The sequence below is a fragment of the Enterobacter cloacae complex sp. IR5459 genome (genome assembly GCF_049238005.1).
Taxonomy (GTDB): Bacteria; Pseudomonadota; Gammaproteobacteria; order Enterobacterales; family Enterobacteriaceae; genus Enterobacter; species Enterobacter hormaechei_C.
On record NZ_JBMKIG010000008.1, the window covers coordinates 203,036 to 228,161 of the forward strand.

General features: G+C 56.7%; 23 protein-coding genes. 11 read left to right on the top strand and 12 right to left on the bottom strand.

What is annotated here, in order from left to right; genetic code table 11:
- Positions 1-71: 71 nt before the first annotated feature.
- Positions 72-1,409 (bottom strand): TolC family outer membrane protein, encoded by a 1,338-nt coding sequence (locus tag ACOTX4_RS17625; protein WP_045333017.1) that lies wholly within the window; start codon positions 1,407-1,409, stop codon positions 72-74.
- A gap of 733 nt (positions 1,410-2,142) precedes the next feature.
- On the opposite strand from ACOTX4_RS17625, the gene ACOTX4_RS17630 reads away from it, so the two are divergent.
- Both ACOTX4_RS17630 and ACOTX4_RS17635 read left to right on the top strand, forming a co-directional pair.
- Entirely contained in the window at positions 2,143-2,886 is a 744-nt protein-coding gene (locus ACOTX4_RS17630; protein ID WP_045333016.1) for a DeoR/GlpR family DNA-binding transcription regulator, read from the top strand.
- Between the two features lie 13 nt (positions 2,887-2,899).
- Entirely contained in the window at positions 2,900-3,967 is a 1,068-nt protein-coding gene (locus ACOTX4_RS17635) for an oxidoreductase (protein WP_023314112.1), read from the top strand.
- Between the two features lie 40 nt (positions 3,968-4,007).
- On the opposite strand, the gene cybB is transcribed toward ACOTX4_RS17635, so the two are convergent.
- The 3 genes from cybB to ACOTX4_RS17650 form a co-directional block, all read right to left on the bottom strand.
- On the bottom strand, positions 4,008-4,538 hold the full coding sequence (gene cybB / locus ACOTX4_RS17640; protein WP_003857288.1) for a cytochrome b561: 531 nt from the start codon (positions 4,536-4,538) through the stop codon (positions 4,008-4,010).
- A gap of 87 nt (positions 4,539-4,625) precedes the next feature.
- Positions 4,626-6,065: an aldehyde dehydrogenase gene (aldA, locus tag ACOTX4_RS17645; protein ID WP_022651158.1), complete on the bottom strand. Its 1,440-nt coding sequence runs from the start codon at positions 6,063-6,065 to the stop codon at positions 4,626-4,628.
- Positions 6,066-6,264: 199 nt separating this feature from the next.
- On the bottom strand, positions 6,265-7,059 hold the full coding sequence (locus ACOTX4_RS17650; protein WP_072202968.1) for a YdcF family protein: 795 nt from the start codon (positions 7,057-7,059) through the stop codon (positions 6,265-6,267).
- Positions 7,060-7,273: 214 nt separating this feature from the next.
- Between ACOTX4_RS17650 and ACOTX4_RS17655 the strand changes: the two genes are divergently transcribed.
- The 3 genes from ACOTX4_RS17655 to ACOTX4_RS17665 are packed head-to-tail and all read left to right on the top strand — an operon-like array spanning position 7,274 to position 11,407.
- Positions 7,274-8,926 (top strand): MFS transporter, encoded by a 1,653-nt coding sequence (locus tag ACOTX4_RS17655; protein ID WP_003857293.1) that lies wholly within the window; start codon positions 7,274-7,276, stop codon positions 8,924-8,926.
- Positions 8,927-8,948: 22 nt separating this feature from the next.
- Positions 8,949-10,031, top strand: a complete 1,083-nt coding sequence (locus ACOTX4_RS17660) for an HlyD family secretion protein (RefSeq protein WP_421635404.1) — start codon at positions 8,949-8,951, stop codon at positions 10,029-10,031.
- Positions 10,028-11,407, top strand: coding sequence for an efflux transporter outer membrane subunit (locus tag ACOTX4_RS17665; RefSeq protein WP_023324614.1), 1,380 nt, complete (start codon positions 10,028-10,030; stop codon positions 11,405-11,407). Before ACOTX4_RS17660 ends, ACOTX4_RS17665 begins: the two co-directional genes overlap by 4 nt.
- A gap of 84 nt (positions 11,408-11,491) precedes the next feature.
- Here the strand turns inward: ACOTX4_RS17665 and hrpA are convergent, their stop codons facing one another.
- Positions 11,492-15,394, bottom strand: coding sequence for an ATP-dependent RNA helicase HrpA (gene hrpA / locus ACOTX4_RS17670; protein ID WP_063937581.1), 3,903 nt, complete (start codon positions 15,392-15,394; stop codon positions 11,492-11,494).
- 203 nt (positions 15,395-15,597) lie between these two features.
- On the opposite strand from hrpA, the gene azoR reads away from it, so the two are divergent.
- Entirely contained in the window at positions 15,598-16,203 is a 606-nt protein-coding gene (gene azoR / locus ACOTX4_RS17675) for an FMN-dependent NADH-azoreductase (RefSeq protein WP_003857298.1), read from the top strand.
- A 90-nt stretch (positions 16,204-16,293) separates the two neighbouring features.
- Positions 16,294-16,980: an RluA family pseudouridine synthase gene (locus ACOTX4_RS17680; protein ID WP_003857299.1), complete on the top strand. Its 687-nt coding sequence runs from the start codon at positions 16,294-16,296 to the stop codon at positions 16,978-16,980.
- A 7-nt stretch (positions 16,981-16,987) separates the two neighbouring features.
- On the opposite strand, the gene ACOTX4_RS17685 is transcribed toward ACOTX4_RS17680, so the two are convergent.
- Complete coding sequence (locus tag ACOTX4_RS17685; protein ID WP_003857300.1) at positions 16,988-17,527, bottom strand: DUF2058 domain-containing protein; 540 nt, start codon at positions 17,525-17,527, stop codon at positions 16,988-16,990.
- A 168-nt stretch (positions 17,528-17,695) separates the two neighbouring features.
- Here ACOTX4_RS17685 and ACOTX4_RS17690 point away from each other — a divergent pair, with 168 nt between their 5' ends.
- Positions 17,696-18,700, top strand: coding sequence for a DUF1852 domain-containing protein (locus tag ACOTX4_RS17690; protein ID WP_032610219.1), 1,005 nt, complete (start codon positions 17,696-17,698; stop codon positions 18,698-18,700).
- Positions 18,697-19,725 (top strand): methionine synthase, encoded by a 1,029-nt coding sequence (locus ACOTX4_RS17695; protein ID WP_003857302.1) that lies wholly within the window; start codon positions 18,697-18,699, stop codon positions 19,723-19,725. Before ACOTX4_RS17690 ends, ACOTX4_RS17695 begins: the two co-directional genes overlap by 4 nt.
- Positions 19,726-19,728: 3 nt before the next feature.
- Here the strand turns inward: ACOTX4_RS17695 and ACOTX4_RS17700 are convergent, their stop codons facing one another.
- Complete coding sequence (locus ACOTX4_RS17700; RefSeq protein ID WP_032634166.1) at positions 19,729-20,661, bottom strand: LysR family transcriptional regulator; 933 nt, start codon at positions 20,659-20,661, stop codon at positions 19,729-19,731.
- A gap of 98 nt (positions 20,662-20,759) precedes the next feature.
- Between ACOTX4_RS17700 and ACOTX4_RS17705 the strand changes: the two genes are divergently transcribed.
- Together ACOTX4_RS17705 and ACOTX4_RS17710 are read left to right on the top strand one after the other, a co-directional pair.
- The gene (locus ACOTX4_RS17705) at positions 20,760-21,194 is read left to right on the top strand and encodes a DMT family transporter (protein ID WP_003857304.1); all 435 of its coding nucleotides are present in this window, start codon (positions 20,760-20,762) and stop codon (positions 21,192-21,194) included.
- A 4-nt stretch (positions 21,195-21,198) separates the two neighbouring features.
- Positions 21,199-21,657 (top strand): DMT family transporter, encoded by a 459-nt coding sequence (locus tag ACOTX4_RS17710; protein WP_045333015.1) that lies wholly within the window; start codon positions 21,199-21,201, stop codon positions 21,655-21,657.
- On the opposite strand, the gene ACOTX4_RS17715 is transcribed toward ACOTX4_RS17710, so the two are convergent.
- From ACOTX4_RS17715 to ACOTX4_RS17735, 5 genes are read right to left on the bottom strand one after another with little or no spacing between them, the layout of a single operon-like run.
- The gene (locus ACOTX4_RS17715) at positions 21,654-22,187 is read right to left on the bottom strand and encodes a DUF3833 domain-containing protein (protein WP_032653483.1); all 534 of its coding nucleotides are present in this window, start codon (positions 22,185-22,187) and stop codon (positions 21,654-21,656) included. The genes ACOTX4_RS17710 and ACOTX4_RS17715 overlap by 4 nt on opposite strands.
- The gene (locus ACOTX4_RS17720) at positions 22,184-22,708 is read right to left on the bottom strand and encodes a hypothetical protein (protein ID WP_023314102.1); all 525 of its coding nucleotides are present in this window, start codon (positions 22,706-22,708) and stop codon (positions 22,184-22,186) included. The genes ACOTX4_RS17715 and ACOTX4_RS17720 overlap by 4 nt, the downstream gene beginning before the upstream one ends.
- Complete coding sequence (locus tag ACOTX4_RS17725; RefSeq protein WP_003857308.1) at positions 22,705-23,190, bottom strand: DUF2878 domain-containing protein; 486 nt, start codon at positions 23,188-23,190, stop codon at positions 22,705-22,707. Before ACOTX4_RS17725 ends, ACOTX4_RS17720 begins: the two co-directional genes overlap by 4 nt.
- Complete coding sequence (locus tag ACOTX4_RS17730; protein WP_003857310.1) at positions 23,187-24,407, bottom strand: SAM-dependent methyltransferase; 1,221 nt, start codon at positions 24,405-24,407, stop codon at positions 23,187-23,189. Before ACOTX4_RS17730 ends, ACOTX4_RS17725 begins: the two co-directional genes overlap by 4 nt.
- A complete protein-coding gene (locus ACOTX4_RS17735; protein WP_003857311.1) occupies positions 24,404-25,126 on the bottom strand; it encodes a DUF1365 domain-containing protein in 723 nt (240 codons plus the stop codon). The genes ACOTX4_RS17730 and ACOTX4_RS17735 overlap by 4 nt, the downstream gene beginning before the upstream one ends.

Here is a 25,126-nt window from a genome sequence, read left to right on the forward strand (position 1 = left end):
ATGTAGCTATCCTTGGGAAAAATCACCCATTATTGTCTGACTTATTTCGCGCAGAAAGGCGCGCCTTTTTTTTAACTTAAATCAGGTAATTTCGCGGCAGCGTTTTTCTCTATTCCGATAAGCGGCATGAGATTATCCACCGCAGAGGCGTAATTAATCGCCGCACTCCAGCCATCGTATTCAGCCATTATTTTCGCGGAGGTGGCAGACCAGACATCCTGCTCCACGCTGAGCAGATCGTTAATGCTGCGCTTGCTCAGGGTATATTCATTTTTGTAGACATCGCGGGCGCGCAACGCATTTTCCAGCTGACGTTTCCCGGCTTCCATTCGTCCACGCGCCCCGGTCCAGTCGGCCTGTGCGACGGAGGCTTTTTGCAGGACATCAAAACGGGCCTGATCGACCTGAGACGATGCCATTGCCCTTGCGCCCTCGGCCTGACGGACGCGCGCCGAGACCGCGCCGCCCTGATAAAGCGGTGCGTCAATATTGAGCTGGATCTGATCATCCCAGTACGCGCGATTATCCGACTCATACCGGGTCCGGCCCCCTTTCAGGCTTAAGGTCGGCCAGTGCTGAGACTTCGCGGTTTCTACGCCGTACTGGGCTGAACGCTCCATGTTCTGCGCGGCCATCACCGTTGGGATCAGTGAATAATCAATCCGATTGAGAGAATCCGGCTCCACGGCCAGACCTCCCGGAACCGGTGAATAGCGTTCAGCCTGTATGCCAGTTAATACCGCCAGCCGCGCGCGGGCGCTGTTCAGGGATGCATTGTACTGCTCTACCGTCGCCTGCATCCCGGCAATACGGGTGCGGGTCTGAAGCTCATCAGAGGTGGAGCTTACGCCAGCGTCGGCGCGGAGTTTTGCCAGCTGCTCAACGTTTTTAAGCGCCTGCACGTTCTCTTTTGCCGCCTGCAACAGATCGCTGTAGCGTTTCACTTCCACATAGCTGAGCGCCGTTTTTTCCGCGACGGCAGACATCGTGCTCATCAGCTGGTAGCGATAGCTGTCACGCTGAGCTGAAGACTGGCTGATGCTGTTGTTGGTCTTGCCAAAATCGTACACCAGCTGCGTCAGACTCAGGCCCCAGGCTGCGGAATTTCGCAACGAGCCGCTAGAATCGGTGGTCTGGCTGTGACCCGTACTCCCGTTCAGGGCTATTTGTGGCATCCAGCCACTGCGCGCTTCGTCTATTTGTGCCTGGCCGATCCCCAGCTGTGCCGCCTGCTGACTCACCGAGGGGTCGCGATCGAGAGCGAAAAGAACACTTTCTTTCATCGTCATTGCCGCAACGGGAGATATCCCCGCCTGGCCGTTATTTGCATTTGCCGCAGTCACCACCAACGAAATTAAGGTCAGGGAGGCAGATAATCTGAGTAACCTGTTATTGCATTTCATCTTCATAATATCCCCCGACTCCAGGTGATAGCCAAATAAATACCCAGGAAGAGGTACAAATAATTCGCCAGAAATCCATTGCCCCTTCTCCATTAATTCCGGGCAAGAGTTCCCCTAACCCATTTCAATTGAGACGAGAGCCGTTCAATCCTTTTTTTCTTTTAAGAATTTACTTAAATATTTATTGATTCGCAGCATAACAAAATGTGATATAAGCAACCACACCCGCAATGTTAATGTGTTGTTACAAATAAGAAAAAAGATGGGGTTTCTGGACAAAACGTTATAAAAGACCTTTCAGATGAAACAAATAAACCCCCTGTAATATAAAGAAAATTCTAAAATACCCCGGTGTACATTTTTGCGTTAATTTCACCCCGAATCAGACACAAAGATTTTCAAAGAAATGTCAATTTAAGTAATCCACCGAATAAAACTGGATTATTTTACTTTATAAACACAGATTGTTAGATATATGCACTAATTTATAATTACAAATTAGTTATAAATATCAATTAGGCGCTGGAATGTGGCAGCTTAAGCCAAATTTATAAGTAAAACATAGCGATAACAACATACCTAAAAGATACATACATGTTTTTGATGACTGATTAATGCGATATCAATAATCACACCATTAAACTGTTTTTGGATAACATCCCGCGCCTGTCCCGATTCCCTTTTCTGCAAAATGCTGTAAAATGCGAAGTATTGCGACATTTTGCAGGATACTGCGCCCATGCATAAAACCGCCAGACAGAAATATGTGCTTGATTTCATTACTGAACAAGGCCAGGCCAGCATTACCGAGCTGGCAGATCGATTGCAGGTTTCAGCGGACACTATCCGTCGCGATCTGACCGACCTGGAAAAACAGGGACTGGCACAAAAAAACCATGGTGGCGCCATCGCGCTGAATCTCTCGACGATGAACCGGGTTAGCAGGAATACCTTGCTGCCTGAAATCAAGCAGCGGCTGGGTAAACAGGTTGCGCAATGCGTGCCTGCGGGCTCGACGCTATTTCTGGATGCCGGAAGCACACTGCTGGCCGTTGCCTCTTTCCTTCAGGGGCCGCTGACCATCATCACCCCTTCTCTTGATATCGCTCAACAGGTGAGCGATCGGGAAGGTATCGACCTGATCCTGCTCGGTGGAAAGTGGGATCAGAAACAGCGCCTGTTTGCCGGAAGCGCCACCCTTTCGCTGCTCTCTCGCTACCGGGCGGATATTGCCATCCTTGGCGCATGCGCCATCCATGCCGAACTCGGATTGAGCGCCAGTCAGGAGGCGGATGCCGAAGTGAAGCGTGCCATGCTGGCCGCAAGCCAGGCGCACTGGGTAGTCGCCGACCATCTAAAACTCAACCAGTGCGAACCGTATCTGGTGTCAGGGTTATCCGAGATTAATCAACTGTTTTTAGATCGTCCCTGGGCAGAGCTCGGGGACCATAGCGCCGTGCAGGTTACCGTTTGCGCACATTAACGTGGAGAAGGTCATGAATAAAGTGAAGACAATGAATATTGCGCTGATCGGGTATGGTTTTGTGGGTAAGACGTTCCATGCCCCGCTGATCCAGTCCGTTGACGGCCTGAAGCTGGCGGTGATCTCATCCCGGGATGAAGAGAAAGTGAAACGCGATCTGCCGGACGTGCTCGTTGTCGCCACGCCGGAAGAGGCCATTCAGCACCCGGATATCGATCTGGTGGTTATCGCCTCCCCTAACGCGACCCATGCGCCGCTGGCCACCCTGGCGCTCAATGCCGGCAAGCATGTGGTAGTGGATAAGCCGTTCACGCTGGATATGCAGGAAGCGCGGGATCTGATTGCGCTGGCTGAAGAAAAACAGCTGCTGCTCTCCGTCTTCCATAACCGCCGCTGGGACAGCGATTTTCTCGGCATTAAGCAGGTGATTGCGCAAGGCAGCATCGGCAAGGTGAAACATTTTGAGTCGCATATCGATCGTTTCCGCCCGGAGGTCCGCGTGCGCTGGAGAGAGCAAAACGTTCCCGGCAGCGGCCTGTGGTTCGACTTAGGCCCGCACATGATTGACCAGACGCTACAGCTTTTTGGTCTGCCGCAGTCGGTACAGGGCAACATCGCCACCCTCCGTGACGGCGCGGAGATTAACGACTGGGCGCACGTGGTGCTGAATTATCCGGAACACAAAGTGGTCCTCCATTGCAGCATGCTGGTGGCGGGCGGCGTATCCCGCTTTACCATTCACGGTGACAAGGCTAGCGTGGTGAAAGCGCGCATCGATCAGCAGGAAGCCCAGCTGCTGGCAGGCGTCATTCCGGGTAGTGAAAGCTGGGGTGAAGACAGCGACGCTATGGTGCTGCTTAATGCCCAGGGTGAAGCCAGCGCTATCCCTGCGCCAAAAGGCGACCAGCGACAGTACTATATAAACGTGCGCGATGCCCTGAACGGCAAGATTGACAACCCAGTCCCGCCGGTGGAAGCCCTGGCGGTGATGGCGGTGCTGGAAGCGGCGGTAAAATCTTCAGAAACGGGTACAACTCAGGAACTGGACTTAACGGCGCAGGAGCGCGCGCAACTGCAATAAGCCGCAAAAAATGCCCTGCGGGTTTGCAGGGCATTATCGGTTACTGACGCTTTTTCGGCATCATGCGCAGCAGCGTATTGTCTTTCCAGAAATAGTGATGCATCAGCGCGGCAAAGGCGTGCAAACCAATCACGAAATATCCCAGATTCGCCAGCGTCACGTGCCACGCTTTTAGCGTATCCACCAGGTCAAAATTCCCCTCCGCCGCATGCGGCATCGTCAGGCCAAACGCAAACCAGTCATTTCCCCGGTTATACATCATCACCATGCCGATCAGCGGCAGCGCAATGAACAGCAGGTAGATAACCAGATGCCCCAGATGGGACAGCCCGGTAATCATCGCTTTTGGTTTCGGTTGAATAGGCGGAGCCGGGAATTTGAGGCGGATAAGCAGGCGCGCCACCATCAGCACCAGGATGCTGATCCCGCAGGAAACGTGGATCATATTAATGAGCGGACGATCGCTTCGCGGGAACCATCCCCTGAACTCCATGGCGCAATAGGCCATAATAACTAACAGAAAAACCAGCCAGTGAATGCTGATTTGCAGACCCGTATATTTTGTGCGCATGTTGTTTCCCGATAAATAACCATTATCGCGCCAACATAACCACCTTTCCTGAAAATGTGAACCCCCTCGCATGGAGGGGGCTCCTGATTACGACTGCAAATAGACCACCTGCGTCTGCAAATACTCATTCAGACCGTGTTTACCATCTGCCCCGCCGATACCGGATTTCCGCCAGCCCGCATGGAAGCCCTGCATCGCTTCAAAGTTTTCACGGTTAATGTAGGTCTCGCCGAACTTAAGCCCCTTAATGGCTTTCATGGCGACGTTCAGGTCCTGCGTATAAACAGACGAGGTTAAACCGTAGTCGCTGTCGTTGGCCATGTTCAGGGCCTCTTCCAGGGTGTCGAAAGCCACCACCGGCAGCACCGGGCCAAAGGTCTCTTCGTGCATGATGGCCATATCCTGACGCACGTCCAGCAGCAGCGTTGGGGGATAAAAATACCCTTTACCTTCTGCCGCTTTACCGCCAAGGACCACTTTGGCCCCCTCCTGCACCGCGCGCGCCACCTTCTGCTCCACGCGCTCCAGCGCGGCGGCGTTGATCAGCGGCCCCATGGCAATATCCGTTCGCTCAGCCGGATTGCCAAACTGGACGGTTTTCATTGCCTCGCCCAGACGATTCACAAAGCGGTCATAGATCCCCTTCTGGACATAGACACGTTCCGCGCAGTTACACACCTGCCCGGTATTGATGACGCGTGAATCCACAATGGCCTTCACGGCCAGCTCAAGATCGGCATCGTCCATCACGATGGCCGGGGCTTTACCGCCCAGCTCCAGCCCCACTTTGGTGATGTTTTTCGCAGCCGCAGCCATGATCTTTTCACCTGCCCCGACGCTGCCGGTCATGCTGACCATCGCCACTTTCGGATTCCCGGCCAGCTCCTGTCCGACGGTTTCACCCCGGCCCAGCACCAGGTTAAAGACGCCTTTCGGCAGGCCAATCTCATCGACGATTTTGGCAAACGCGATGGCGTTGTTTGGGGTAAATTCGCTCGGTTTGATAACGATGGTGTTGCCGGTGATCAGCGCGGGAGCAAGCTTACGGGCAATCAGGAAGAAGGGAAAGTTCCACGGCAGAATGCCGGTGGTGACGCCCAGGGCACGCTTAAACACCAGAATATTCTCGCCCGGACGGTCGCTCTGAATGATTTCCCCTTCATACCGGCGCGCCCACTCGGCCATATAGTCGATATAGTCAGCGGTAAAGTTCACTTCCACTTCCGCCAGCTGCTGGATCTTGCCGCCTTCGGCCACAATCAACGCGCTGATTTCACTGACGCGCTCGCGGATCCCGGCAGAAATTTTGCGTAGCCAGCTGGCGCGTTCAATGGCTGGCAGCGCCTCCCAGCCAGCCTGCGCGCGCTCTGCCGCGTCAATGGCTTTGCGGGCGTCCTCGGCGGTGCCGTCGGGAATACGGGAAATGACCTCTTCCGTGGCCGGATTGATCACGTCAATCCATGCATCACCCTGCCAGGCAACAAACTGTCCATCAATATACATAGGATGTTGTACGGGTACTGTCATAACCTGCTCCTGTAATCACACTGTTTTTAACAAGTAAACTTATTGTTAAAAACTATAATTACCGGGGCAATTGCCTACTCTATGAGCCTGTTTTTGTGAGATATCTCATAAAAGATACGGGTCAGCCCGTTTCCAAAATCACAAATCGGCAACAAAGGCTGCCCGTTTGCGTAAAAGATGGCGCAAACGGGCAAGAGCATTACAGCAGAGAACGGCTCACCAGCGCGTCGGTGAGAATGACGTCGTTTCGCAGGATCTGCCACGCGGCGTCCACGTCGGCAGGGATATCGACATGGGCAATGAAATCACGTCCCGCCGGACCGTAGCCGTTGATGTCGTCCCTGAGTCGCGGAAATTCACCCAGCACCAGCGACAGGTAACGTTCTACCGGCCATAACCCCTCGACCGGGCCGCTAAACACCAGACCGTCGTCGCTGTTTTGCAGCACGGGCGTCAGGCCGGGATGACTCACCCATGCGGGCGCTGCGGCCTCGTCGCGGCATACGCGGGCAAACGTAGCCATTGTGCGCCGCTGCATCGTCGGGTCTTGCACCACCAGCACCCGGGCGGCGTTCAGTCCGGATTGTTTCATCAACGCCCGGCTGAAGCGGGCGTTTTCACCACAGTTGGTCGACTGATCCTCAACGTGAAGATGCTCAGCCGGAATGTTCCAGAATTCACGGGCGATGTCGGCCAGAATAGCTGCCTCAGCCCGCCCGGTGGTGGGTATCCTGTTATAGCGGGGGTGTTTCGCAATCGCGGCGTAGAGGAAGGTCGTCGAGTGACCGATCCCGCCGCTGATGATCAGAGGAACACCCTGTTCAGCCGCGTTTTTACAGGCAGCATCAATCGCGGGGATCACCGCATTACCCGCCAGAATCACCAGATCAACGGGCTGATTGTCCTGATAGTCGTCCTGAGCAAGCCACGCCCCAACGGTATTCACGGCGTCGAGGGTTGTGCCAGGCAGACAGGGGAAAAGTGCCATTGTCATCGTTACCTCCTTACAGCATACAGAGCCATCGATTATCCCCCTTTCTGCGCGTCATGCTATGGCATGAATGCTGAAAAAACGGGCTGGAACGTTCTCAAAAAGCACTCACATTTGATTAACTTGAGAAAATCGTATTCACTTGAATTATGATTTGCGTCAGCCTTAGAATCATTAGCCCGCTCACAATTCAACATTTTGAAAGGTAAACCACGTTATGCGCCTGCCCCAACGCGACCCTTATGCTCCTCGCGAGTGGCAGCCACACGAGAAACCCGCCCTGCTGGGTTCCCCTTCCACCCCGGAACATCCAACCCCAAAACGGATCGCCTATGGCGTGGTCGGCCTGCTGGTATGTCTGACCGGGGCGCTGGGTAACGCGGTCGTCACCGCTAATCTGCAAAATCTGCAAGGCACTTTTGGCGCCTGGTCGACTGAAATCGCCTGGTTGCCTGCCGTCTATGTCATGACCAACGTGTCCATCAACCTGCTGCTGGTAAAGTTTCGCCAGCAGTACGGTTTGCGCGCCTTTACGGAAGGCTTCCTGGTGCTGTATGTGCTGGTCACCTTTTTCCACCTGTTTGTGAACGATCTTAGCTCGGCGCTGATGGTAAGGGCGGCACACGGGATGGTCGCCGCCGCGCTCAGCTCGCTCGGCATTTATTACCAGATACAGGCCTGGCCCGCGAAGCATCGACTGAAGGCGCTGACCATTGGCATTACCGGGTCGTCCCTGGCGATCCCGCTGGCGCGGCTGTTCTCCACCGAGCTGTTACAGCTTGATGAGTGGCGCGGGCTGTACTTCTTCGAGCTGGGTCTGGCCCTGATCTCCCTGGCCTGCGTGATGGTGCTAAAGCTGCCGCCGGGCGATCGGCGCAAAGTCTTCGAGAAGAAAGATTTCATCACCTTCTTTTTGCTTGCGCCCGGCATGGCGCTGCTGTGCGCGGTTCTGTCGTTAGGGCGTCTGGACTGGTGGTTTGAAGCGCCGTGGATCGGCTGGGCGCTGGCCCTCTCGCTGGTGCTGATTGTCTCTGCGATCGTGTTTGAACATAACCGCAGCAACCCGCTGCTTAATACCCGTTGGCTGTCCAGCGGCAGCATCGTACGCCTGGGGCTGATTATGCTGCTGATCCGCATCGTACTGGCGGAGCAGAACACGGGCGTCATCGGCTGGCTGCAATATGTGGGCCTACAGAATGAACAGATGACCCATCTGGCGTGGGCTATTTTCGCCGGGATCGTCTGCGGTATCGTCACCAGCTGTCTGACGATTAAGCCCACTAAACTGGCCTGGCCGATAATCACCTCGCTGGTGCTGATGATCGTCGCCTCGCTGCTGGACAGCCAGTCCAACAACCTGACCCGGCCGGATCAGCTTATTTTCAGCCAGTTCCTGCTGGGCTTCGGCAGCGCTTTCTTCCTCGCGCCTGCGATGCTGGCAGCCATTGGCGGGGTGATCGCCGACCCGCGCAACCTGGTCAGCTTTTCCGTGATGTTTGGCATGAGTCAGAACCTTGGGGGCCTGCTGGGTTCCGCGATCCTCGGCACCTTCCAGACCTGGCGCGAGAAGTACCATTCCAGCCTGCTGGCTGACCAGCTCACCACCCTTAACCCGCTGGTGAACGAACGCATTCAGCTTTACACCCAGATGTACAAAAGCCTGATTGGCGACAGTTCCCTGCTGGGAACCCAGGCCATTACCCAGCTCCAGACGGTGACGGCGCTTGAGGCAAATATTCTGGCTTACAACGATACTTATCTCCTGACGGCGAGCATTGCCACTGCCACGCTGGTCTGGATTTTATGGCGCTTGCTGCGCCTGCGCATCACCGCCCGTATGGCCCTTAAGAACGCCACTGGCAACAAGTAATGACTATTTTTCAGGAGAGGTTATGAGTCAGCAGGATGCCGCCAAAGAGCATGCCAACACCCGTAAAAACGTGCGCGTCGTGTCCATTTTCACCGCCGCGGCTATCGGCATTGTCGGGGTACTGGTGATCCTTTATGCCTGGCAGCTGCCCCCGTTCACGCGTCATGCCCAGTTTACCGATAACGCCTACGTGCGCGGCCAGACTACGTTCATCAGTCCTCAGGTAAACGGCTACATTACCGAGGTCCATGTTCAGGATTTCGCGCAGGTTAAAAAAGGCGAGCTGCTGTTGCAGATAGATGACCGTATCTATCGCCAGCGCGTCCATCAGGCCGAGGCGCAGCTGGCAATGAAAATTGCAGCTCTTAATAACAACCTGCAACAGCGCAGAAGCGCGGAAGCGGTGATTGCCAAAAACGAGGCGGCGTTGAAAAACGCCCGTGCCCAAAGTCTGAAAACCCAGGCGGATTTGAAACGCGTGAAAGAGCTGACCGCGGACGGCTCCCTTTCCATTCGCGAGCGCGATTCGGCACTGGCCAGTGCCGCCCAGGGGAGCGCCGATATCGACCAGGCGAAAGCAACGCTTGAGATGTCGCGTCAGGATTTACAAACGGTTATCGTCAATCGCGGTTCGCTGGAGGCCGACGTTGAGAATGCGAAAGCCGCGCTGGAGCTGGCGCAGATCGATCTGCAAAACACCCGGATTGTCGCGCCGCGTGATGGTCAGCTCGGGCAGATTGCAGTGCGTCTGGGGGCGTACGTCGCCGCCGGGACGCACCTTACCACGCTGGTCCCGCCGCAGCACTGGGTGATCGCCAATATCAAAGAGACGCAGCTGGCGAATTTACGCGTCGGACAGCCGGTGAAATTCACCGTCGATGCCTTAAACGATAAAGCCTATCAGGGCCGCGTGGAGAGCATATCCCCGGCCACAGGCGTCGAGTTCAGCGCTATCACCCCGGATAACGCCACGGGCAACTTTGTTAAAATCGCCCAGCGCATCCCGGTACGCATTGAAGTACTCGGTGAGCCGGAGGCGTACCGGCTGCTGCGCCCTGGCATGTCGGTGCAGGTGACCATCGACACGCGGGAGGCGAAACAATGACGCTTCGCCCGATAGCCGGCCTGCTGATGATGGCTATCCTGGCGGGATGCCAGTCGGTTGACGTTGAGCCCGCCAAATCGTCCCTGCACATACCGGCCCAGTGGCGCGCGACGTCGGGGCCAGCCAGCCCGACAGAGCAGCTCTGGTGGCGAAATTTTCACGACAGCAATCTGAACCGCTATGTGGATCAGGCGCTGAAGAACAACAGCGACGTGCTGATTGCACGCGAGCGGATTAACGAGTACCAGGCCCGGGTGTTCGCCGCCGACGGCAGTCTGTTCCCGTCGCTTGACGCGGGCGTGACCGGGACGCGCGCACGCTCGCAGTCCGCCGCCACGGGGCTTCCGGTATACGGTACGTTGTACAAAGGCAGCCTGACCGCCAGCTACGACGTGGATATCTGGGGCGTAAACCGTAGCACCTCCCGTGCCGCTGAAGCATCGCTGGAGGCACAAAAGGCGGCGGCAGCGGCGGCTGATCTTACTGTCGCATCATCGGTGGCCTCCGGGTATGTCACCCTGCTGTCGCTGGATGAACAGCTTCGCGTTACCCAATCCACGCTGAAGTCGCGTGAAGAGGCGTTCAATCTCGCCAAACGACAATTTGAGACGGGATACAGCTCTCGCCTTGAGCTGATGCAATCGGATTCTGAGCTGCGCGCCACCCGCGCCCAGGTTCCACTGCTTCAGCACCAGATTGCACAGCAGGAAAATGCGCTTAGCCTGCTGCTGGGCAGCAACCCGGGTGACGTTGCGCGCGGTGAAAGCTTTGATGCCCTGACGCCGCTGAAACTGCCCTCCCAGCTGCCGTCGACACTACTCAACCGGCGCCCGGATATCGTTCAGGCGGAACGTCAGCTGATTGCGGCAGACGCGACGCTGGCGGCATCGCGCGCCAGCCTGCTGCCGTCGATCAACCTCACGGCCACGGGATCGGTGCAGGATCGCACGCTGTCGGGATTGCTGGATAACCCCCTACAGCTCTGGAGCGTGGGCGGCAGTATTCTTGCGCCGCTGCTGAACCGTCAGGCGCTGAATGCGCAGGTGGATATCTCCCAGTCCCAGCGGAATCAGGCTCTGTATAGCTACGAAAAAACCGTGCGTAACGCGTTTGCTGAGGTGAATGACAGCCTTGATGCCATCACCCGCTATCAGGAACAGCTTACCGAGCTGCTGGCACAGCAGGCGGTCGCGCAGGAAACGCTGCGGATTGCGCAAAACCGCTACCGCAACGGGTACTCTTCTTATCTGGATGTGCTCGATGCGCAGCGCACGCTGTTCTCGGTGCAGACCAGCGTGGTACAGGTGAAAAACAACCTGTTGCTGGCGCAAATTGATTTGTATAAAGCGCTGGGCGGCGGTTGGAGCAGTGCGTGAAAACATGCCGGGTGGCGCTGCGCCTTACCCGGCCCACATGCTCTCCCGTAGGCCCGGTAAGCGCAGCGCCACCGGGCAACGGTTTTAGCCGGAGATCTGCTCCATCGCCTGCAAGATACGCTTATCCGAAATCGGATACGGCGTACCGAGCTGCTGGGCAAAGAAGCTGACGCGCAGCTCCTCGATCATCCAGCGGATCTCCCGCACGTCGTCGTCATCGCGACGCGCTGGCGGCAGTTTGTTGAGCCACTGCTGCCACGCCTGCTGCACGTTTTCGACTTTCAGCATCTGCGCGCGATCGCGATGCGGATCGACCGCCATTTTCTCCAGACGCTTCTCAATCGCCTGCAAATAACGCAGCGTATCGCCCAGACGCTTAAAGCCGTTGCCGGTGACAAAGCCCCTATACACCAGCCCCGCCATCTGCGCCTTGACGTCCGACAGCCCCAGGGCCATGGTCATATCCACCCGCCCCTTCAGGCGCTTGTTGATATTGAACACGGCGGTAAGGATCTGCTCGACCTGTTTGGCAATCTCCACCACGGTGTCGTTCAGCTCCGCGCGCACCTTTTCATGAAGCTGAGCAAAGCCCTCTTCCGTCCAGACCGGACCGCCCGCCTCGTGGATCAGCTTATCCACACCGCAGGAGATGCAGTCGTCGATCAGATCCAGCACCTTACCGTACGGGTTAAAGTAGAGCCCCAGCTTGGCTTTGTTCGGCAGCTTCTCGTGCAGATACTTAATCGGCGACGGGATGTTAAGCAGAAGCAGTCGACGCAGCCCGCGCCACATCATCTGCTGTTGTTCCTGCGGATTGTCAAAGAGCTTAATCGCCACGCTGTCGCGCTCATCAACCAGCGCGGGCCAGGCTTTGACCTTATAGTTCCCGCGCTTCTGCTCATAGCTTTCCGGAAGCTGACCAAAGCTCCAGATGTGCAGCCCGCTCTGCTCGATACCGTCGTCCGCCACGGCAGACAGGGTTTCCTGCACTTTGCCCTTCAGGGCGTCCTTCAGTTCCGAAAGCGAGCGGCCTTCCAGCAGCTTTTTGTTTTTATCGTCCACCACGCGGAAGGTGATTTTCAGGTGATCGGGCACCTGATCCCAGTTCCAGTCGTCGCGGTCGATGGTGGTCCCGGTCATGCGTCGGAACTCACGCTCCAGCGCGTCCAGCAGCGGCAGCTCCAGCGGCGTGACGCGGCCCAAAAACGCTTCGGCGTAGTTCGGCGCCGGCACAAAGTTACGCCGCACCGGTTTAGGCAGGGATTTGATTAACGCAATGACCAGCTCGCGGCGCAGGCCGGGAATTTGCCACTCAAACCCGCTCTCGTCGACCTGGTTTAACAGCGGCAGCGGAATATGAACGGTCACGCCGTCCGCGTCGGCCCCCGGCTCAAACTGATAGGTCAGACGCAGCTTGAGGTTGCCCTGATGCCAGAAGTTCGGGTAGTCGAGCTTGCTGACCGACTCCGCGCCCTCTTTGATCAGCATGCTCTTTTCAAAGTTGAGCAGGTCCGGGGTCTCTTTGCTGGCTTTCTTCCACCAGCTGTCGAAATGGCGCGCCGAGATCACATCGTGGCTGATGCGCTGGTCGTAAAACTCAAACAGCGTCTCGTCGTCCACCAGAATGTCGCGGCGGCGGGACTTGTGCTCAAGCTCTTCCACCTCGGCGCGCAGCTTCAGGTTTTCGCGGAAGAACGCATGACGCGTCTGCCAGTCGCCCTCCACCAGCGCATGGCGGATAAACAGCTCGCGACTCAGCGCCGGATCGATCTGGCTGTAGTTAACCTTACGCGCGGCCACCACCGGCAGGCCGTAGACGGTGACTTTTTCCGTCGCCATCACCGCGCCCTGCCCGCGCTCCCAGTGCGGCTCGCTGTATGAGCGTTTCAGCAGGTGCTGCGCCACCGGCTCAACCCACTCCGGATCGATACGCGCGGCGATACGCCCCCACAGACGGCTGGTTTCCACCAGCTCGGCGACCATGGTCCACTTCGGCGGCTTTTTAAACAACCCGGAGCCCGGGAAGATGGAGAAACGCGCGTTGCGTGCGCCGGTAAATTCCTGTTTATCCGCATCCTTCATCCCGATATGGGACAGCAGGCCGGTCAGCAAGGCGATATGAATTTCGCGGTACTCCGCCGGTTCACTGTTGACCGGAATGCCCAGCTCTTTTACCACCTGGCGCAGTTGGGTGTAGATATCCTGCCACTCGCGCACGCGCAGGTAGTTGAGGAAATCCACCCGGCACTGACGGCGGAACTGATTTGAAGAGAGCGTTTTTTGCTGCTCGCCCAGGTAGTTCCACAGATTCACAAAGGCCAGGAAATCAGACTCTTTATCGTGGAAGCGACGGTGTTTTTCATCCGACGCCTGCTGCTTGTCCATTGGGCGCTCGCGCGGATCCTGAATGGAGAGCGCCGAGGTGATGATCATCGCCTCGCGCACGCAGCCGTGTTTTTGCGCCTCCAGCACCATGCGCGCCAGACGCGGGTCGACCGGCAACTGGCTAAGCTGGCGGCCCAATGGCGTTAGCTTGTAGGCCGTCGCCTGCTCGTCGGTGGTAATCGCCCCGAGCTCTTCCAGCAGACGCACGCCGTCCTGAATGTTGCGCTTGTCCGGCGCTTCCACAAACGGGAAGGCGGCGATATCGCCCAGCCCCAGCGCGGTCATTTGCAGGATAACGGATGCCAGGTTGGTCCGCAGAATTTCCGGATCGGTAAACTCCGGGCGCGACAGGAAATCGTCTTCCGAATAAAGACGAATACAGATCCCTTCCGACACGCGGCCGCAGCGGCCCTTACGCTGATTAGCCGACGCCTGGGAAACCGGCTCAATCGGCAGGCGCTGAACTTTGGTTCGGTAGCTGTAGCGGCTGATGCGCGCCGTACCCGGGTCGATCACGTATTTAATGCCCGGCACGGTGAGCGAGGTTTCGGCCACGTTGGTCGCCAGCACGATGCGGCGTCCGCTGTGCGGCTGGAACACGCGGTTCTGCTCACTGTTGGACAGGCGCGCGTACAGCGGCAGGATCTCGGTATGGCGCAGATCGCGTTTGCTGAGCGCATCGGCGGTATCCCGGATCTCGCGCTCGCCGCTCATGAAGATCAGAATGTCGCCAGAACTCTCGTTGCCCAGCTCGTCGACGGCATCGAAGATGGCCTGAAGCTGGTCGCGCTCGGTATCGTCCGCCTCTTCCACAATCGGGCGATAGCGCACTTCAACCGGGTAGGTTCGGCCTGAGACTTCAATGATCGGCGCATTGTTGAAATGTTTTGAGAAACGCTCCGGGTCAATGGTCGCAGAGGTGATGATGATTTTCAGATCCGGACGCCGGGGCAGCAGCTCTTTCAGGTAGCCGAGCAGGAAGTCGATGTTCAGGCTGCGCTCGTGCGCTTCATCGATGATGATGGTGTCGTACTGCATCAGCAGACGATCCTGCTGGATTTCCGCCAGCAGGATACCGTCTGTCATCAGCTTAACCATGGTGTTATCGCTGACGTGGTCGCTGAATCGCACCTTGTAGCCGATGCAGCCGCCCGGCTCCGTTTGCAGCTCTTCCGCAATACGGTTCGCCACGGTGCGCGCCGCCAGACGACGCGGCTGGGTGTGACCGATCAGCCCTTTCAACCCGAGGCCCAGCTCCATGCAGATTTTCGGCAACTGGGTGGTTTTACCTGAACCGGTTTCCCCCGCGACGATCACCACCTGGTGGTCGCGTACGGCCTCAAGAATGTCCTGTTTCTTCTGGCTGACGGGCAGGTTTTCCGGATAGGTAATCTCCGGGCGTGCGGCTTCACGCAGCACAACTTTCCCTGCCGCCTGTTCAATCTCTTTGGCCATTTCCTGGTAAATGGCCTGTTGTGCATCAGGATTTTTAACCTTCTTAACGCCGTGCAGACGGCGCGCAAACCGCTGTTTATCGCGCAGCATCAGTGAATCAAGCTTTTGCATCAGCATGGAGAAGGTCAATTTTTGGTGTTCTGTCATAGCGTTAACGGGCAGTGCACTGCCGGATAAAATCTCTTTTTAATGATTGCTATAGAGTACCACATCAGCGCTTTGCGCGCCTTATTCAAAAAATTCGAACATAGGCTTCGATATATTGCGCTATCCCTGTGGCAGGATTGTGAATAAAGTGTCAACAAGCAACGGGGCAACCCCCTCAATCAAATACAAAACAGGAATTTCCCATGAGCAAAGTATTAGTGTTGAAATCCAGTATTCTGGCAGGGTATTCACAGTCTGGTCAGCTGTCTGACTATTTCGTTGAACAGTGGCGTGAACAGCACAGCGCGGATGAAATCACCGTGCGTGACCTGGCGGCAAACCCAATTCCTGTGCTGGACGGCGAGCTGGTTGGCGCGCTGCGTCCGAGCGATGCGCCTCTTACCCCGCGTCAGCAGGAAGCCCTGGCGCTTTCCGACGAGCTGATTGCTGAATTGCAGGCGCACGACGTTATCGTGATCAACGCCCCAATGTACAACTTCAACATTCCTACCCAGCTGAAGAACTACTTCGACCTGGTGGCGCGCGCTGGCGTAACCTTCCGTTACACCGAGAACGGCCCGGAAGGTCTGGTAAAAGGCAAGCGTGCGGTTGTACTGACCAGCCGCGGCGGTATTCACAAAGATACCCCAACCGACCTGGTGGCGCCGTACATGACCCTGTTCCTCGGCTTCATCGGCATTACCGACGTGAACTTTGTGTTCGCTGAAGGTATCGCTTACGGCCCGGAAGTGGCTACCAAAGCGCAGTCCGACGCGAAAGCCGCTATCGACAGCCTGGTCGCTGCCTAAGATCTACCCCTCTCACCGCCCGGTGGGAGGGTTTTTCTTTTCCTGCATATTTCGTTATCATCCGCACCCACTCTCCAGCCGGGCGGCCTGATGTCTGTCATTATCGATACGTTTATTGCACCACCCTGTCACGACGACATTGAGATCCTCTGGCAGGACGAGCATCTGCTGCTGATCAACAAACCTTCCGGCCTGCTCAGCCTGTCCGGGAAAAATCCGCAAAACCGCGATTCCGTCCACTACCGTCTGGTGCAAACCTTTCCCGGCTGCACGCTGGTGCATCGTCTTGATTTTGGCACTTCGGGTCTGATGGTCATTGCGCGTAACAAAGCGATTAACGCCGCGCTTTGCCACCAGTTCAGCCAGCGCGCCGTGAGCAAGGTTTACACCGCCCTGTTGTGCGGACATGTGGAACAGGACGAAGGGACCGTGGATGCCCCGATTGCCAAAGATCCGGCGCTGTTTCCGCTGATGACGATCTGTGCCCGCACAGGTAAGCCCGCTCGCTCCCGCTATCGGGTGATGGAACGTATTTATCAGGATACGACAATGCCATTGACGCGGGTAGAGCTTACCCCGGAGACCGGGCGCACCCACCAGCTGCGCATTCACTGCCAGCAGTTAGGCCACCCGATTCTGGGGTGCGATCTGTATGGTGGTCTGGAATGGCCGGGCGCGGAAGAAACGCCCCGGCTGATGCTGCATGCCAGCGTTCTGAATTTTATTCATCCGCTGAGCGGCGAGACGATAAACGCCTGTCACGCCGCGCCATTCTGAGCGGGGATTACCACATTAAATCGTCAGGGATTTTAAAATCTGCGTACGGATCGTCTTCGTCCTGCTCTTCCTGACTCAGCGCGCTGTTAAGCACAATGCTGTCCGCATCGCGTTGGGCAATTTTATCCGCCACCACCGCCGGGATAATCGCGTAATCACAGTCGCCCTTCGCATTAATCACCAGTCGGGCAATCGCCAGACGGCCGTTGATCAGCTGGGTTTGCGTCTGCTTATCGACCTCGATTTTTTTGATCAGGTTGCCGTCGGTAAAGTTAAAGGTAATGTTGCCCTTCGCCACGGTGATGCGGTTCATCTCAATCAGCTGCTTCACCTGCGCCCTGAACTCTTTTGCCAGCACCGCCTGTTTTTGCTGTTCGCTCAGCTGCTTATCACGCTCCAGCTGGGCTTTCTTGTTCTCTTCAACAGCCTCTCTCGCCTCGCGAGCCTGGACGCGGGATTTTTTCGCCGTGCGCTGGACCTTGGCCATCTTTTTACTGCTGACTAAGCCCGCTTTCAGCATCTGCTCTTGTAGGGTGAGTTTTGTCATGTTCGTTTAAACCGGTTGGAAATGTCGGGGGATTATACCTGAATCGCGCAGTTCATGAAGAACCCTCATGTTGCAGTGAAATTAAGTCACTTCCCCTGCGCCAGGGGCTCAGGCATAAATTATGCATTGATAACGTTCCGGCAACATGAACTTAGGATGCATAACCAAATGAGTCAGGCTTTCACATTTACCCTTAAGCGCAGTTGCTTTGATGAAAATTATAACCCGTCAGAAAACACGCGTACCACCACCAACTTCGCCAACCTGGCGCGTGGCGAGAAGCGTCAGGAGAACCTGCGCAACACGCTGGTGATGATCAACAACCGCTTTAACGCGCTGGCGAGCTGGGATAACCCGAAAGCTGACCGCTATGCCGTCGAGCTGGAGATTATTTCAGTCGATATGAATATCGGCGGCGATTTTACTTTCCCGGCCATCGAAATTCTGCAAACGACAATCGTGGATAAAAAAACCCACGAGCGCATCGAAGGCATCGTCGGAAATAACTTCTCATCGTATGTTCGTGACTATGATTTCAGCGTCCTGCTGCTGGAGCATAATAAAGATCAACCCCGTTTTACCCTCCCCGAGAATTTTGGCGAGCTGCACGGCAATATCTTTAAAAGCTTCGTTCATTCTGCGGAATATCAGGCGAACTTCAAAAAAGCGCCGGTGATCTGCCTGAGCGTCTCCAGCAAAGACACCTATCGTCGTACCGGTAACCACCACCCGGTGCTGGGGTATGAGTACCAGCCGGACGGCGAGTCGCTAACGGAACAGTACTTCGCGAAGATGGGCCTGAAGGTTCGCTATTTCATGCCGGAAAACAGCGTCGCGCCTTTCGCCTTCTTCTTCACCGGCGATTTACTGCGTGATTACACCAATCTGGAGCTGATCGGCACCATCAGCACCATGGAGACGTTCCAGAAGATCTATCGACCGGAAATTTACAATGCCAATTCCGCTGCGGGACAGTGCTATCAGCCCGACCTGAATCAGCAGGATCACTCATTAACAAAAATCGTCTATGACCGTGAAGAGCGCAGCCGGCTGGCCATTGAACAGGGGAAATATACCGAAGAGCGGTTTATCAAACCCTACAAAACCCTTCTTGAGCAGTGGTCTCATCACTTCACGCTTTCATTTAATACGGATAAAAGGTTCTTCTCATGAAAACATTGCTCCCGACATCGACGGCTGGCAGCCTGCCGAAACCCACCTGGCTTGCGCAGCCGGAAACGCTCTGGTCGCCGTGGAAACTCCAGGACGAGGAATTACTTGCAGGGAAACAGGATGCGCTACGTTTGTCTCTGGATGAACAGATTCGCGCCGGGATTGATATCGTCAGCGACGGGGAACAAACTCGCCAGCATTTCGTCACCACCTTTATTGAACATCTCAGCGGCGTGGATTTTGAGAACCGTCAGACGGTACGCATCCGTAACCGTTACGATGCGAGCGTGCCGACCGTGGTAGACGCGGTGGCGCGTCAGAAACCGGTGTTTGTTGACGACGCGAAATACCTGCGCCAGCTGACGGACAAGCCGATCAAGTGGGCGCTGCCCGGCCCGATGACCATGATCGACACGCTATACGATGCTCACTATAAAAGCCGTGAAAAGCTGGCCTGGGAGTTCGCAAAAATCCTTAATCAGGAAGCCCGCGAGCTGGAGGCGGCCGGTGTCGACATTATTCAGTTCGATGAACCTGCCTTTAACGTCTTTTTCGACGAGGTGAATGACTGGGGCATTGCCGCGCTGGAGCGCGCCATTGAAGGACTGAAATGCGAAACCGCGGTACATATCTGTTACGGGTACGGCATCAAAGCCAATACGGACTGGAAAAAGACGCTCGGCTCCGAGTGGCGCCAGTATGAAGAGGCGTTTCCAAAGTTGCAGACCTCAAAGATCGATATTATCTCGCTGGAGTGCCACAACTCGCGCGTACCAATGGATCTGCTGGAGCTTATCCGTGGTAAAAAAGTGATGGTCGGGGCAATTGACGTCGCCACCCAGACCATCGAAACGCCTGAAGAGGTCGCCGATACGCTGCGCAAGGCGTTGCAGTTTGTTGATGCAGATAAGCTCTATCCGTCCACCAACTGCGGTATGGCTCCCCTTTCCCGCCAGGTCGCCAACGGTAAGCTGAAGGCGTTAAGCGCCGGGGCTGACATTATCCGTCGCGAGCTTGCCCGCTAACCTTCAGGTTTGCCAGTACAGCGGCGTACCGAATCGCTCAATATAGTAATCAATCACCGCCCTGACGTTCAGGGGCGGATGACGCGCGTTCGGGTAAATCGCCGCAATCGTCAATGGCTCCGTATTAATTGAACACTCCATTTCCGGCAGCAGTGCCACCAGCTCACCGCTTTTGAGTCGTTCGCTCACCATCCAGTCCGGGAAAAGCACAACGCCCATACCGCCCAGCGCCGCAATCAGGAGCGTTTCCGCGTTATTGGAAGTCATCAGCGGTACGATGGGATAGTGAACCCACGCCTCGCCCGGCTGTCGGATCAGCCAGCGGTTAGGCCCGGACGAGCCGCGGTAAACCAGACAGTGGTGAAGGCTGAGATCGTCCGGCCCCTCGGGCGCGCCATGTTTTTGCAGATAGTCCGGCGAGGCCGCCAGATGGTAGAACTGCTGACCAAACACCCGGGCGTGAAACGAGGAGTCCGTCAGCGCGCCGATGCGGAAGATAACGTCCGCGGCGTCACGGTGCGGATCGATAAAATCGTCGGTGAGGGTCAGTTCAATGGAGAGACGAGGGTAACGCGCCAGAAGCCCCGGCAGGCCAGGCGCGATGTGCCTCTGTCCGAAAAAGACCGGGCCATTGATACGCAGCGTGCCCGACGGCTCGCGGGCGCGTTCATCCAACTCGCGTCGCGCGTCCTCCATATTCCCGGCCATCGCCCTGGCATAGCGCACAAAAAGATGCCCGCTCTCTGTGGGCATAATCGCCCGCGTGTTGCGGTAGAAAAGCTGTTGCCCGAGGGCGTCCTCAAGCTGGTGGATCACGCGTGAGACCTGCGACGCAGAAATCCCTTCCCGCCTCGCCACCACGGAGAAATTCTGCGTTTCATAAACGTCGATGAAGATCAGCAGCGCGCGAATGCTGATATGTCCGGCATCCATCATTAATGCATTTCCTGCACAGGTGTTTCCTGCATTATGGCATTTTTCTCAATGATGTTCAGACGTAATCTTCTCCGCCTGGAAAAAGGAGAAAAAGCGTTATGCACATTATTTTAATTTTACTGGTGATTGCCGGTGGCATGGGGCTGTCCGTGGAAGCCGGGCTGCTGGGGCCGCTGGGCGCAGAGGTGGGCGACCTGTGGGCGGCGTTCAGCATATTTAGCGTGGGAACGGGGCTAACGTTTCTGCTGATGCTGTTTTTCAGCCCCCGCAACAGTCCCTCATTTTTTGCGCAGCCTTCATGGCACCTGTTGGGCGGCGTGCTCGGCCCGGTTTACGTCATCATTCTCACCATTGCCACGCCTGCGATCGGCATTGCCATGACGATGATCGGCATTCTGGCAGGCCAGGTTTTCAAAAGCCTGATTATCGACCACTATGGCCTGCTGGGTACGCCGCACCGCAGGATCGATACAAAACGCATTATTGCGCTGGGATTTATCATCGCCGCGCTCATTCTCGTGGCGCAGGGGTAACGTTATGACAGTGATTATGATTATTCTGGCGGTGATTGGCGGCGCAACGCTGAGCATTCAGGCTGCCATTAACGGGCAATTAGGCAGCAGCGTGGGGGTATTCAAAAGCGCGTTTCTGACGTTTTCCGTCGGCGCGCTGGTGACCGCCCTGCTGATCTTCTTTTTTGAGCCGAAACAGGCGGTCAGCCTGATGGATGTACCCAAATGGCAGCTTCTGGGCGCCCTGTGCGGCGTGCCCTATATCGTGATTATGGTGCTCGCGGTGCAGCGCATCGGGACCGCTGTTGCCACGGTAGCGGTTATCCTGGGCCAGCTGGCCATGAGCATGCTGATTGATAACTTTGGCTGGCTGAACAATGAAGCCATTCCGTTTTCAGTGAGCCGTTTCGGGGCCGTCGTCTGCCTGAGTATTGCGCTCTTCTTCATTTACTCAAGCAGTAAACTTCAGCCCGAAGAGGATTAACCGCCCTCTTTGCGGGTAAAGAACAGCGTCACCGTGGCGACGGTGACGCCAAATTTCTTCATCTCAGTTTTATTGAACAGACGGGTGCTGTCCTGCAAATACATCCAGTCATCAAAGTGCAGCAGCCAGGTTTTGCCGTCCGCCTTCACGTTCATGCTGTAGCGCCAGTTAAGGGCATTGCCCGCCGCCTGGCCTGTCGCGACACCTTCTATGTCACCCGCCGTGCCTTCATAGCGATTCTGCCCAACGCGGCGGATATGCCAGACGCGCTGCTGCTTTTCGCCGTCATCGTAGACAAAATGCTCGTTCAGGGTCAGCGTATCGCCGATAACATCCCCGGCGATCTCGACGTGAAAACGGCGGATCTGCTTACCGCTGCGATCCTGCACCATCCCCCACGCCTCGGTTTTCCCCTGGAAGTAAGTAAAAATATCAAGCCGTGGCTGCTGCTGACGATACTCTGTCACCTCGGTGCTACATCCGGCCACCAGCATCGTCAGGGCAAGCGCCATAAGCAGGAAACGTTTCATTGTGCTCCTCCAGTTAACTGCTGACGCAGTTCAGGATATTCGGTGCGGGGATCGAGCCAGATCGCCAGAAAGCGTGAGCTAAACGCTGCCGTCTGGCGTGGCCCGAGTGGCGTAAATTTTTTCTGCGACGCCGTGGGGCGATACCAGAATTGTCCCTGGCCGTTATTAACCACAAACGCGAGCTGCGTGCCGGGCGTGACGTCGGGCCAGAGCGTGGACAGCATGCGTAGCCAGGCTTCACTCTGCGGCTCCTGCTGCAAAATGCCCTGCGCCTGCCACTGGTCGCGGGTCGCCTCGACCAGGTCGTCACCATCGATGTCCCGGGCATAGGTGATAATCAGCGCATTATCGCCGTCTAATCCTGTATAGCTGCCGTCGGGCGTCAGAAGCTGAGAGGTATAGACGGTAAACGGCCCCCAGGTGAGGGTGGCGTCACCCACCTTGCGCCAGCTCAGCCAGTCTGCCGCCTGCACGGTACAGGTGAAGACGGATAACGCGAGCATCAGTACCAGATTTCTCATTGTTGTCTCCCCATCAACAGGTGGAAAAACAGCATCAGCACCAGCCAGCCGGGGAACATCCAGCTGACGACGATAAAGGTCGGCTCCTGAAACGTAATGGCCCCAAGATGCTCGCCGATCAGGTAGGCTACCGGTCCGCCCAGAGTCGCCAGCACCGTCAGCAACCATCCTGGCAAGGTGGTCGTGCGGGTCAGGTGCGTCCAGACGGTGGCAAACATTAGCCACAGCGCCACCATCCATAGCGGCATCAGGGACGCGCCTGTGAACGCAATCAGCCCCGTCAGCGCCCAGAGGGCGTCCAGCAGCGCACCCGACGCCGCCAGCACAAGGGCGTATACCCGGTGTGATGGCGGTAATAACAGCCAGGCAAGCACCGCCAGCGCGATCCAGATGACCAGCCCCTGCTCGCGAAACAGCACCACCAGCGTCCAGTAGAGATCAAAACCGATGGCCAACAGAAATACCTGCCCGTAACGCTTCATACGCGTTCCGCAGTCAGCTGCACCACGCTGATGGTGCGGGCATTAAACCCGGCTTCACAGTAGCCGAGGTAGTACAGCCACATCCGCCGGAAACGGTCATCAAACCCGAGCTTTTCAATCTCCTGCCAGGCGTGAACGAAACGCTGACGCCAGTGCGCCAACGTGCGGGCGTAGTCCGGCCCCATATCGAAGAGATTACGCACCACAAAATCGGTATGGCGGGTCATCAGTTCATTCATGGCGGTGATGCTGGGCAAAAAGCCGCCGGGGAAGATGTAGCGCTGAATAAAATCGACGCTTTTGCTGTAGTCGCGATAGCGTTGATCCTGAATGGTGATGGCCTGAATCGCCATCCGCCCGCCTGGACGCAGACGCGCCTGACAGGTACGGAAAAACGTTGGCAGGTAGCGTTGGCCGACGGCTTCGATCATCTCAACCGAGACCAGTTTGTCGTAAACCCCGGTCAGATCGCGGTAGTCGCAAAGCAGCACCTCAACGCGATCCTGCAACCCTGCCCGGGCGATCCGCGCGGTGGCCCAGTGGTACTGCTCCTGCGACAGCGTGGTGGTGGTCACCCGACAGCCGTAGTGACGGGCGGCGTATTCCGCCATCGCCCCCCAGCCGGTGCCAATCTCCAGCAGATGATCGTTTGCCGTGAGCGCCAGCTGGTCGCACAGCCTGGCCATTTTCGCCTGCTGAGCCGCGTTCAAATCCTGCTCGTCCCCGTTAAACAGCGCGCTGGAGTACAGCAGGTCTTCATCAAGGAAATGGGCGTAGAAGGCGTTGCCCAGATCGTAATGGGCGGCAATATTTTCACGCGCCTGAGCGCGGGAGTTGCGCCGCATCCAGTGCCGTAGCCGCTCCACCGGTTTCCCGAGCAGGCGAAACCCTTTTTCCAGTTGCCCGAGGATTTGGCTATTACGTGCAATCAGCTCCAGCAGCGGCGTCAGGTGGGGCGTCTCCCAGTCGCCATCCATCCACGCTTGTGCCGCGGCGAGGCTGCCCCCGGTTAAAATGCGCCAGTAGACGCCCGGAGCAAGTACCTGCACCTCAGCATGAAGCGCGGCGGAGGCGTCGCCGAACTGGAACGTCTGCGCGCCTTCACGCAGCGTCAGCGAGCCACCGCGCAGACCGTTCAGCAGGCGGAAGAGCAACCATCGCGCGACGCGGACGTTGCGCGGGATATCGGGTTCAAGCGCAAAGACGGGATCGGTCATGAGCGTTCACTCCTGCTGAGGGGATGGTTATGCAGCGGCACGCGCTTCAGCCACAGCCTGAGCGCCTGCCAGTAAATGGCGAAAACGGTTTTGAGGGTCATCAACGGGATCCGCGCCAGCAGCGAACGCAGCGCTGCGCGCGTCAGCGGCGCCCGGCGTAGCGTCAGGGTGGCATCAAACACCTTCGTCTCCTGATGGTTTTCGATATGCATGCGCAGCGTGCTGTCCGGGCTGTTGAAGCGCCAGTGGTAAACCATATCCATCGGATTAAAGGGCGAGACGTGAAACGCTTTCTGCGTCGGCGGGGCGTCCCGCCCCGCTACCGCGTAGTAATGTCGTTCATTCCACGGCGTGTTACGCACTTCGGCGAGAACCCAGCGCAGAGTGTCTTCGCCGTCATAGCAGTAGTAAAAATTGACCGGGTTGAAATGAAAACCGAAATAGCGCAGCTGAGTCAGAAGCATGACCCGCCCCGCCGGACGCTCGCCGGTCAGATTTTCCAGACGCTCAAGGACGTGCTCTTTGAGCGGCGTGCCCAGCGGGTAGTCCGCATCATAAAATGCCGCGGGCGCAACGCGGTTACGGCGCACGCCGACGGAGGGCAGTGCGTCCAGCTCATCGAGATCGAGCCAGGCCATAAAGACGCTGTAGGTAAAGTGGTGCGCTTTTGGCGCAAGCCGACGATGGCGCAATGTACCGTGGTAAAGGCAGCTGTTCAT

Coding starts and splice junctions, on each gene's coding strand:
- ACOTX4_RS17700 (WP_032634166.1), bottom strand. CDS start 20,661: ATGATGGATGCCGGACATATCAGCATTCGCGCGCTGCTGATCTTCATC.
- ACOTX4_RS17725 (WP_003857308.1), bottom strand. CDS start 23,190: ATGAAGCGTTACGGGCAGGTATTTCTGTTGGCCATCGGTTTTGATCTC.
- ACOTX4_RS17735 (WP_003857311.1), bottom strand. CDS start 25,126: ATGAACAGCTGCCTTTACCACGGTACATTGCGCCATCGTCGGCTTGCG.
- ACOTX4_RS17730 (WP_003857310.1), bottom strand. CDS start 24,407: ATGACCGATCCCGTCTTTGCGCTTGAACCCGATATCCCGCGCAACGTC.
- azoR (WP_003857298.1), top strand. CDS start 15,598: ATGAGCAAAGTATTAGTGTTGAAATCCAGTATTCTGGCAGGGTATTCA.
- hrpA (WP_063937581.1), bottom strand. CDS start 15,394: ATGACAGAACACCAAAAATTGACCTTCTCCATGCTGATGCAAAAGCTT.
- aldA (WP_022651158.1), bottom strand. CDS start 6,065: ATGACAGTACCCGTACAACATCCTATGTATATTGATGGACAGTTTGTT.
- ACOTX4_RS17635 (WP_023314112.1), top strand. CDS start 2,900: ATGAATAAAGTGAAGACAATGAATATTGCGCTGATCGGGTATGGTTTT.
- ACOTX4_RS17650 (WP_072202968.1), bottom strand. CDS start 7,059: ATGACAATGGCACTTTTCCCCTGTCTGCCTGGCACAACCCTCGACGCC.
- ACOTX4_RS17710 (WP_045333015.1), top strand. CDS start 21,199: ATGACAGTGATTATGATTATTCTGGCGGTGATTGGCGGCGCAACGCTG.
- cybB (WP_003857288.1), bottom strand. CDS start 4,538: ATGCGCACAAAATATACGGGTCTGCAAATCAGCATTCACTGGCTGGTT.
- ACOTX4_RS17680 (WP_003857299.1), top strand. CDS start 16,294: ATGTCTGTCATTATCGATACGTTTATTGCACCACCCTGTCACGACGAC.
- ACOTX4_RS17655 (WP_003857293.1), top strand. CDS start 7,274: ATGCGCCTGCCCCAACGCGACCCTTATGCTCCTCGCGAGTGGCAGCCA.
- ACOTX4_RS17685 (WP_003857300.1), bottom strand. CDS start 17,527: ATGACAAAACTCACCCTACAAGAGCAGATGCTGAAAGCGGGCTTAGTC.
- ACOTX4_RS17660 (WP_421635404.1), top strand. CDS start 8,949: ATGAGTCAGCAGGATGCCGCCAAAGAGCATGCCAACACCCGTAAAAAC.
- ACOTX4_RS17720 (WP_023314102.1), bottom strand. CDS start 22,708: ATGAGAAATCTGGTACTGATGCTCGCGTTATCCGTCTTCACCTGTACC.
- ACOTX4_RS17625 (WP_045333017.1), bottom strand. CDS start 1,409: ATGAAGATGAAATGCAATAACAGGTTACTCAGATTATCTGCCTCCCTG.
- ACOTX4_RS17695 (WP_003857302.1), top strand. CDS start 18,697: ATGAAAACATTGCTCCCGACATCGACGGCTGGCAGCCTGCCGAAACCC.
- ACOTX4_RS17630 (WP_045333016.1), top strand. CDS start 2,143: ATGCATAAAACCGCCAGACAGAAATATGTGCTTGATTTCATTACTGAA.
- ACOTX4_RS17690 (WP_032610219.1), top strand. CDS start 17,696: ATGAGTCAGGCTTTCACATTTACCCTTAAGCGCAGTTGCTTTGATGAA.
- ACOTX4_RS17665 (WP_023324614.1), top strand. CDS start 10,028: ATGACGCTTCGCCCGATAGCCGGCCTGCTGATGATGGCTATCCTGGCG.
- ACOTX4_RS17715 (WP_032653483.1), bottom strand. CDS start 22,187: ATGAAACGTTTCCTGCTTATGGCGCTTGCCCTGACGATGCTGGTGGCC.
- ACOTX4_RS17705 (WP_003857304.1), top strand. CDS start 20,760: ATGCACATTATTTTAATTTTACTGGTGATTGCCGGTGGCATGGGGCTG.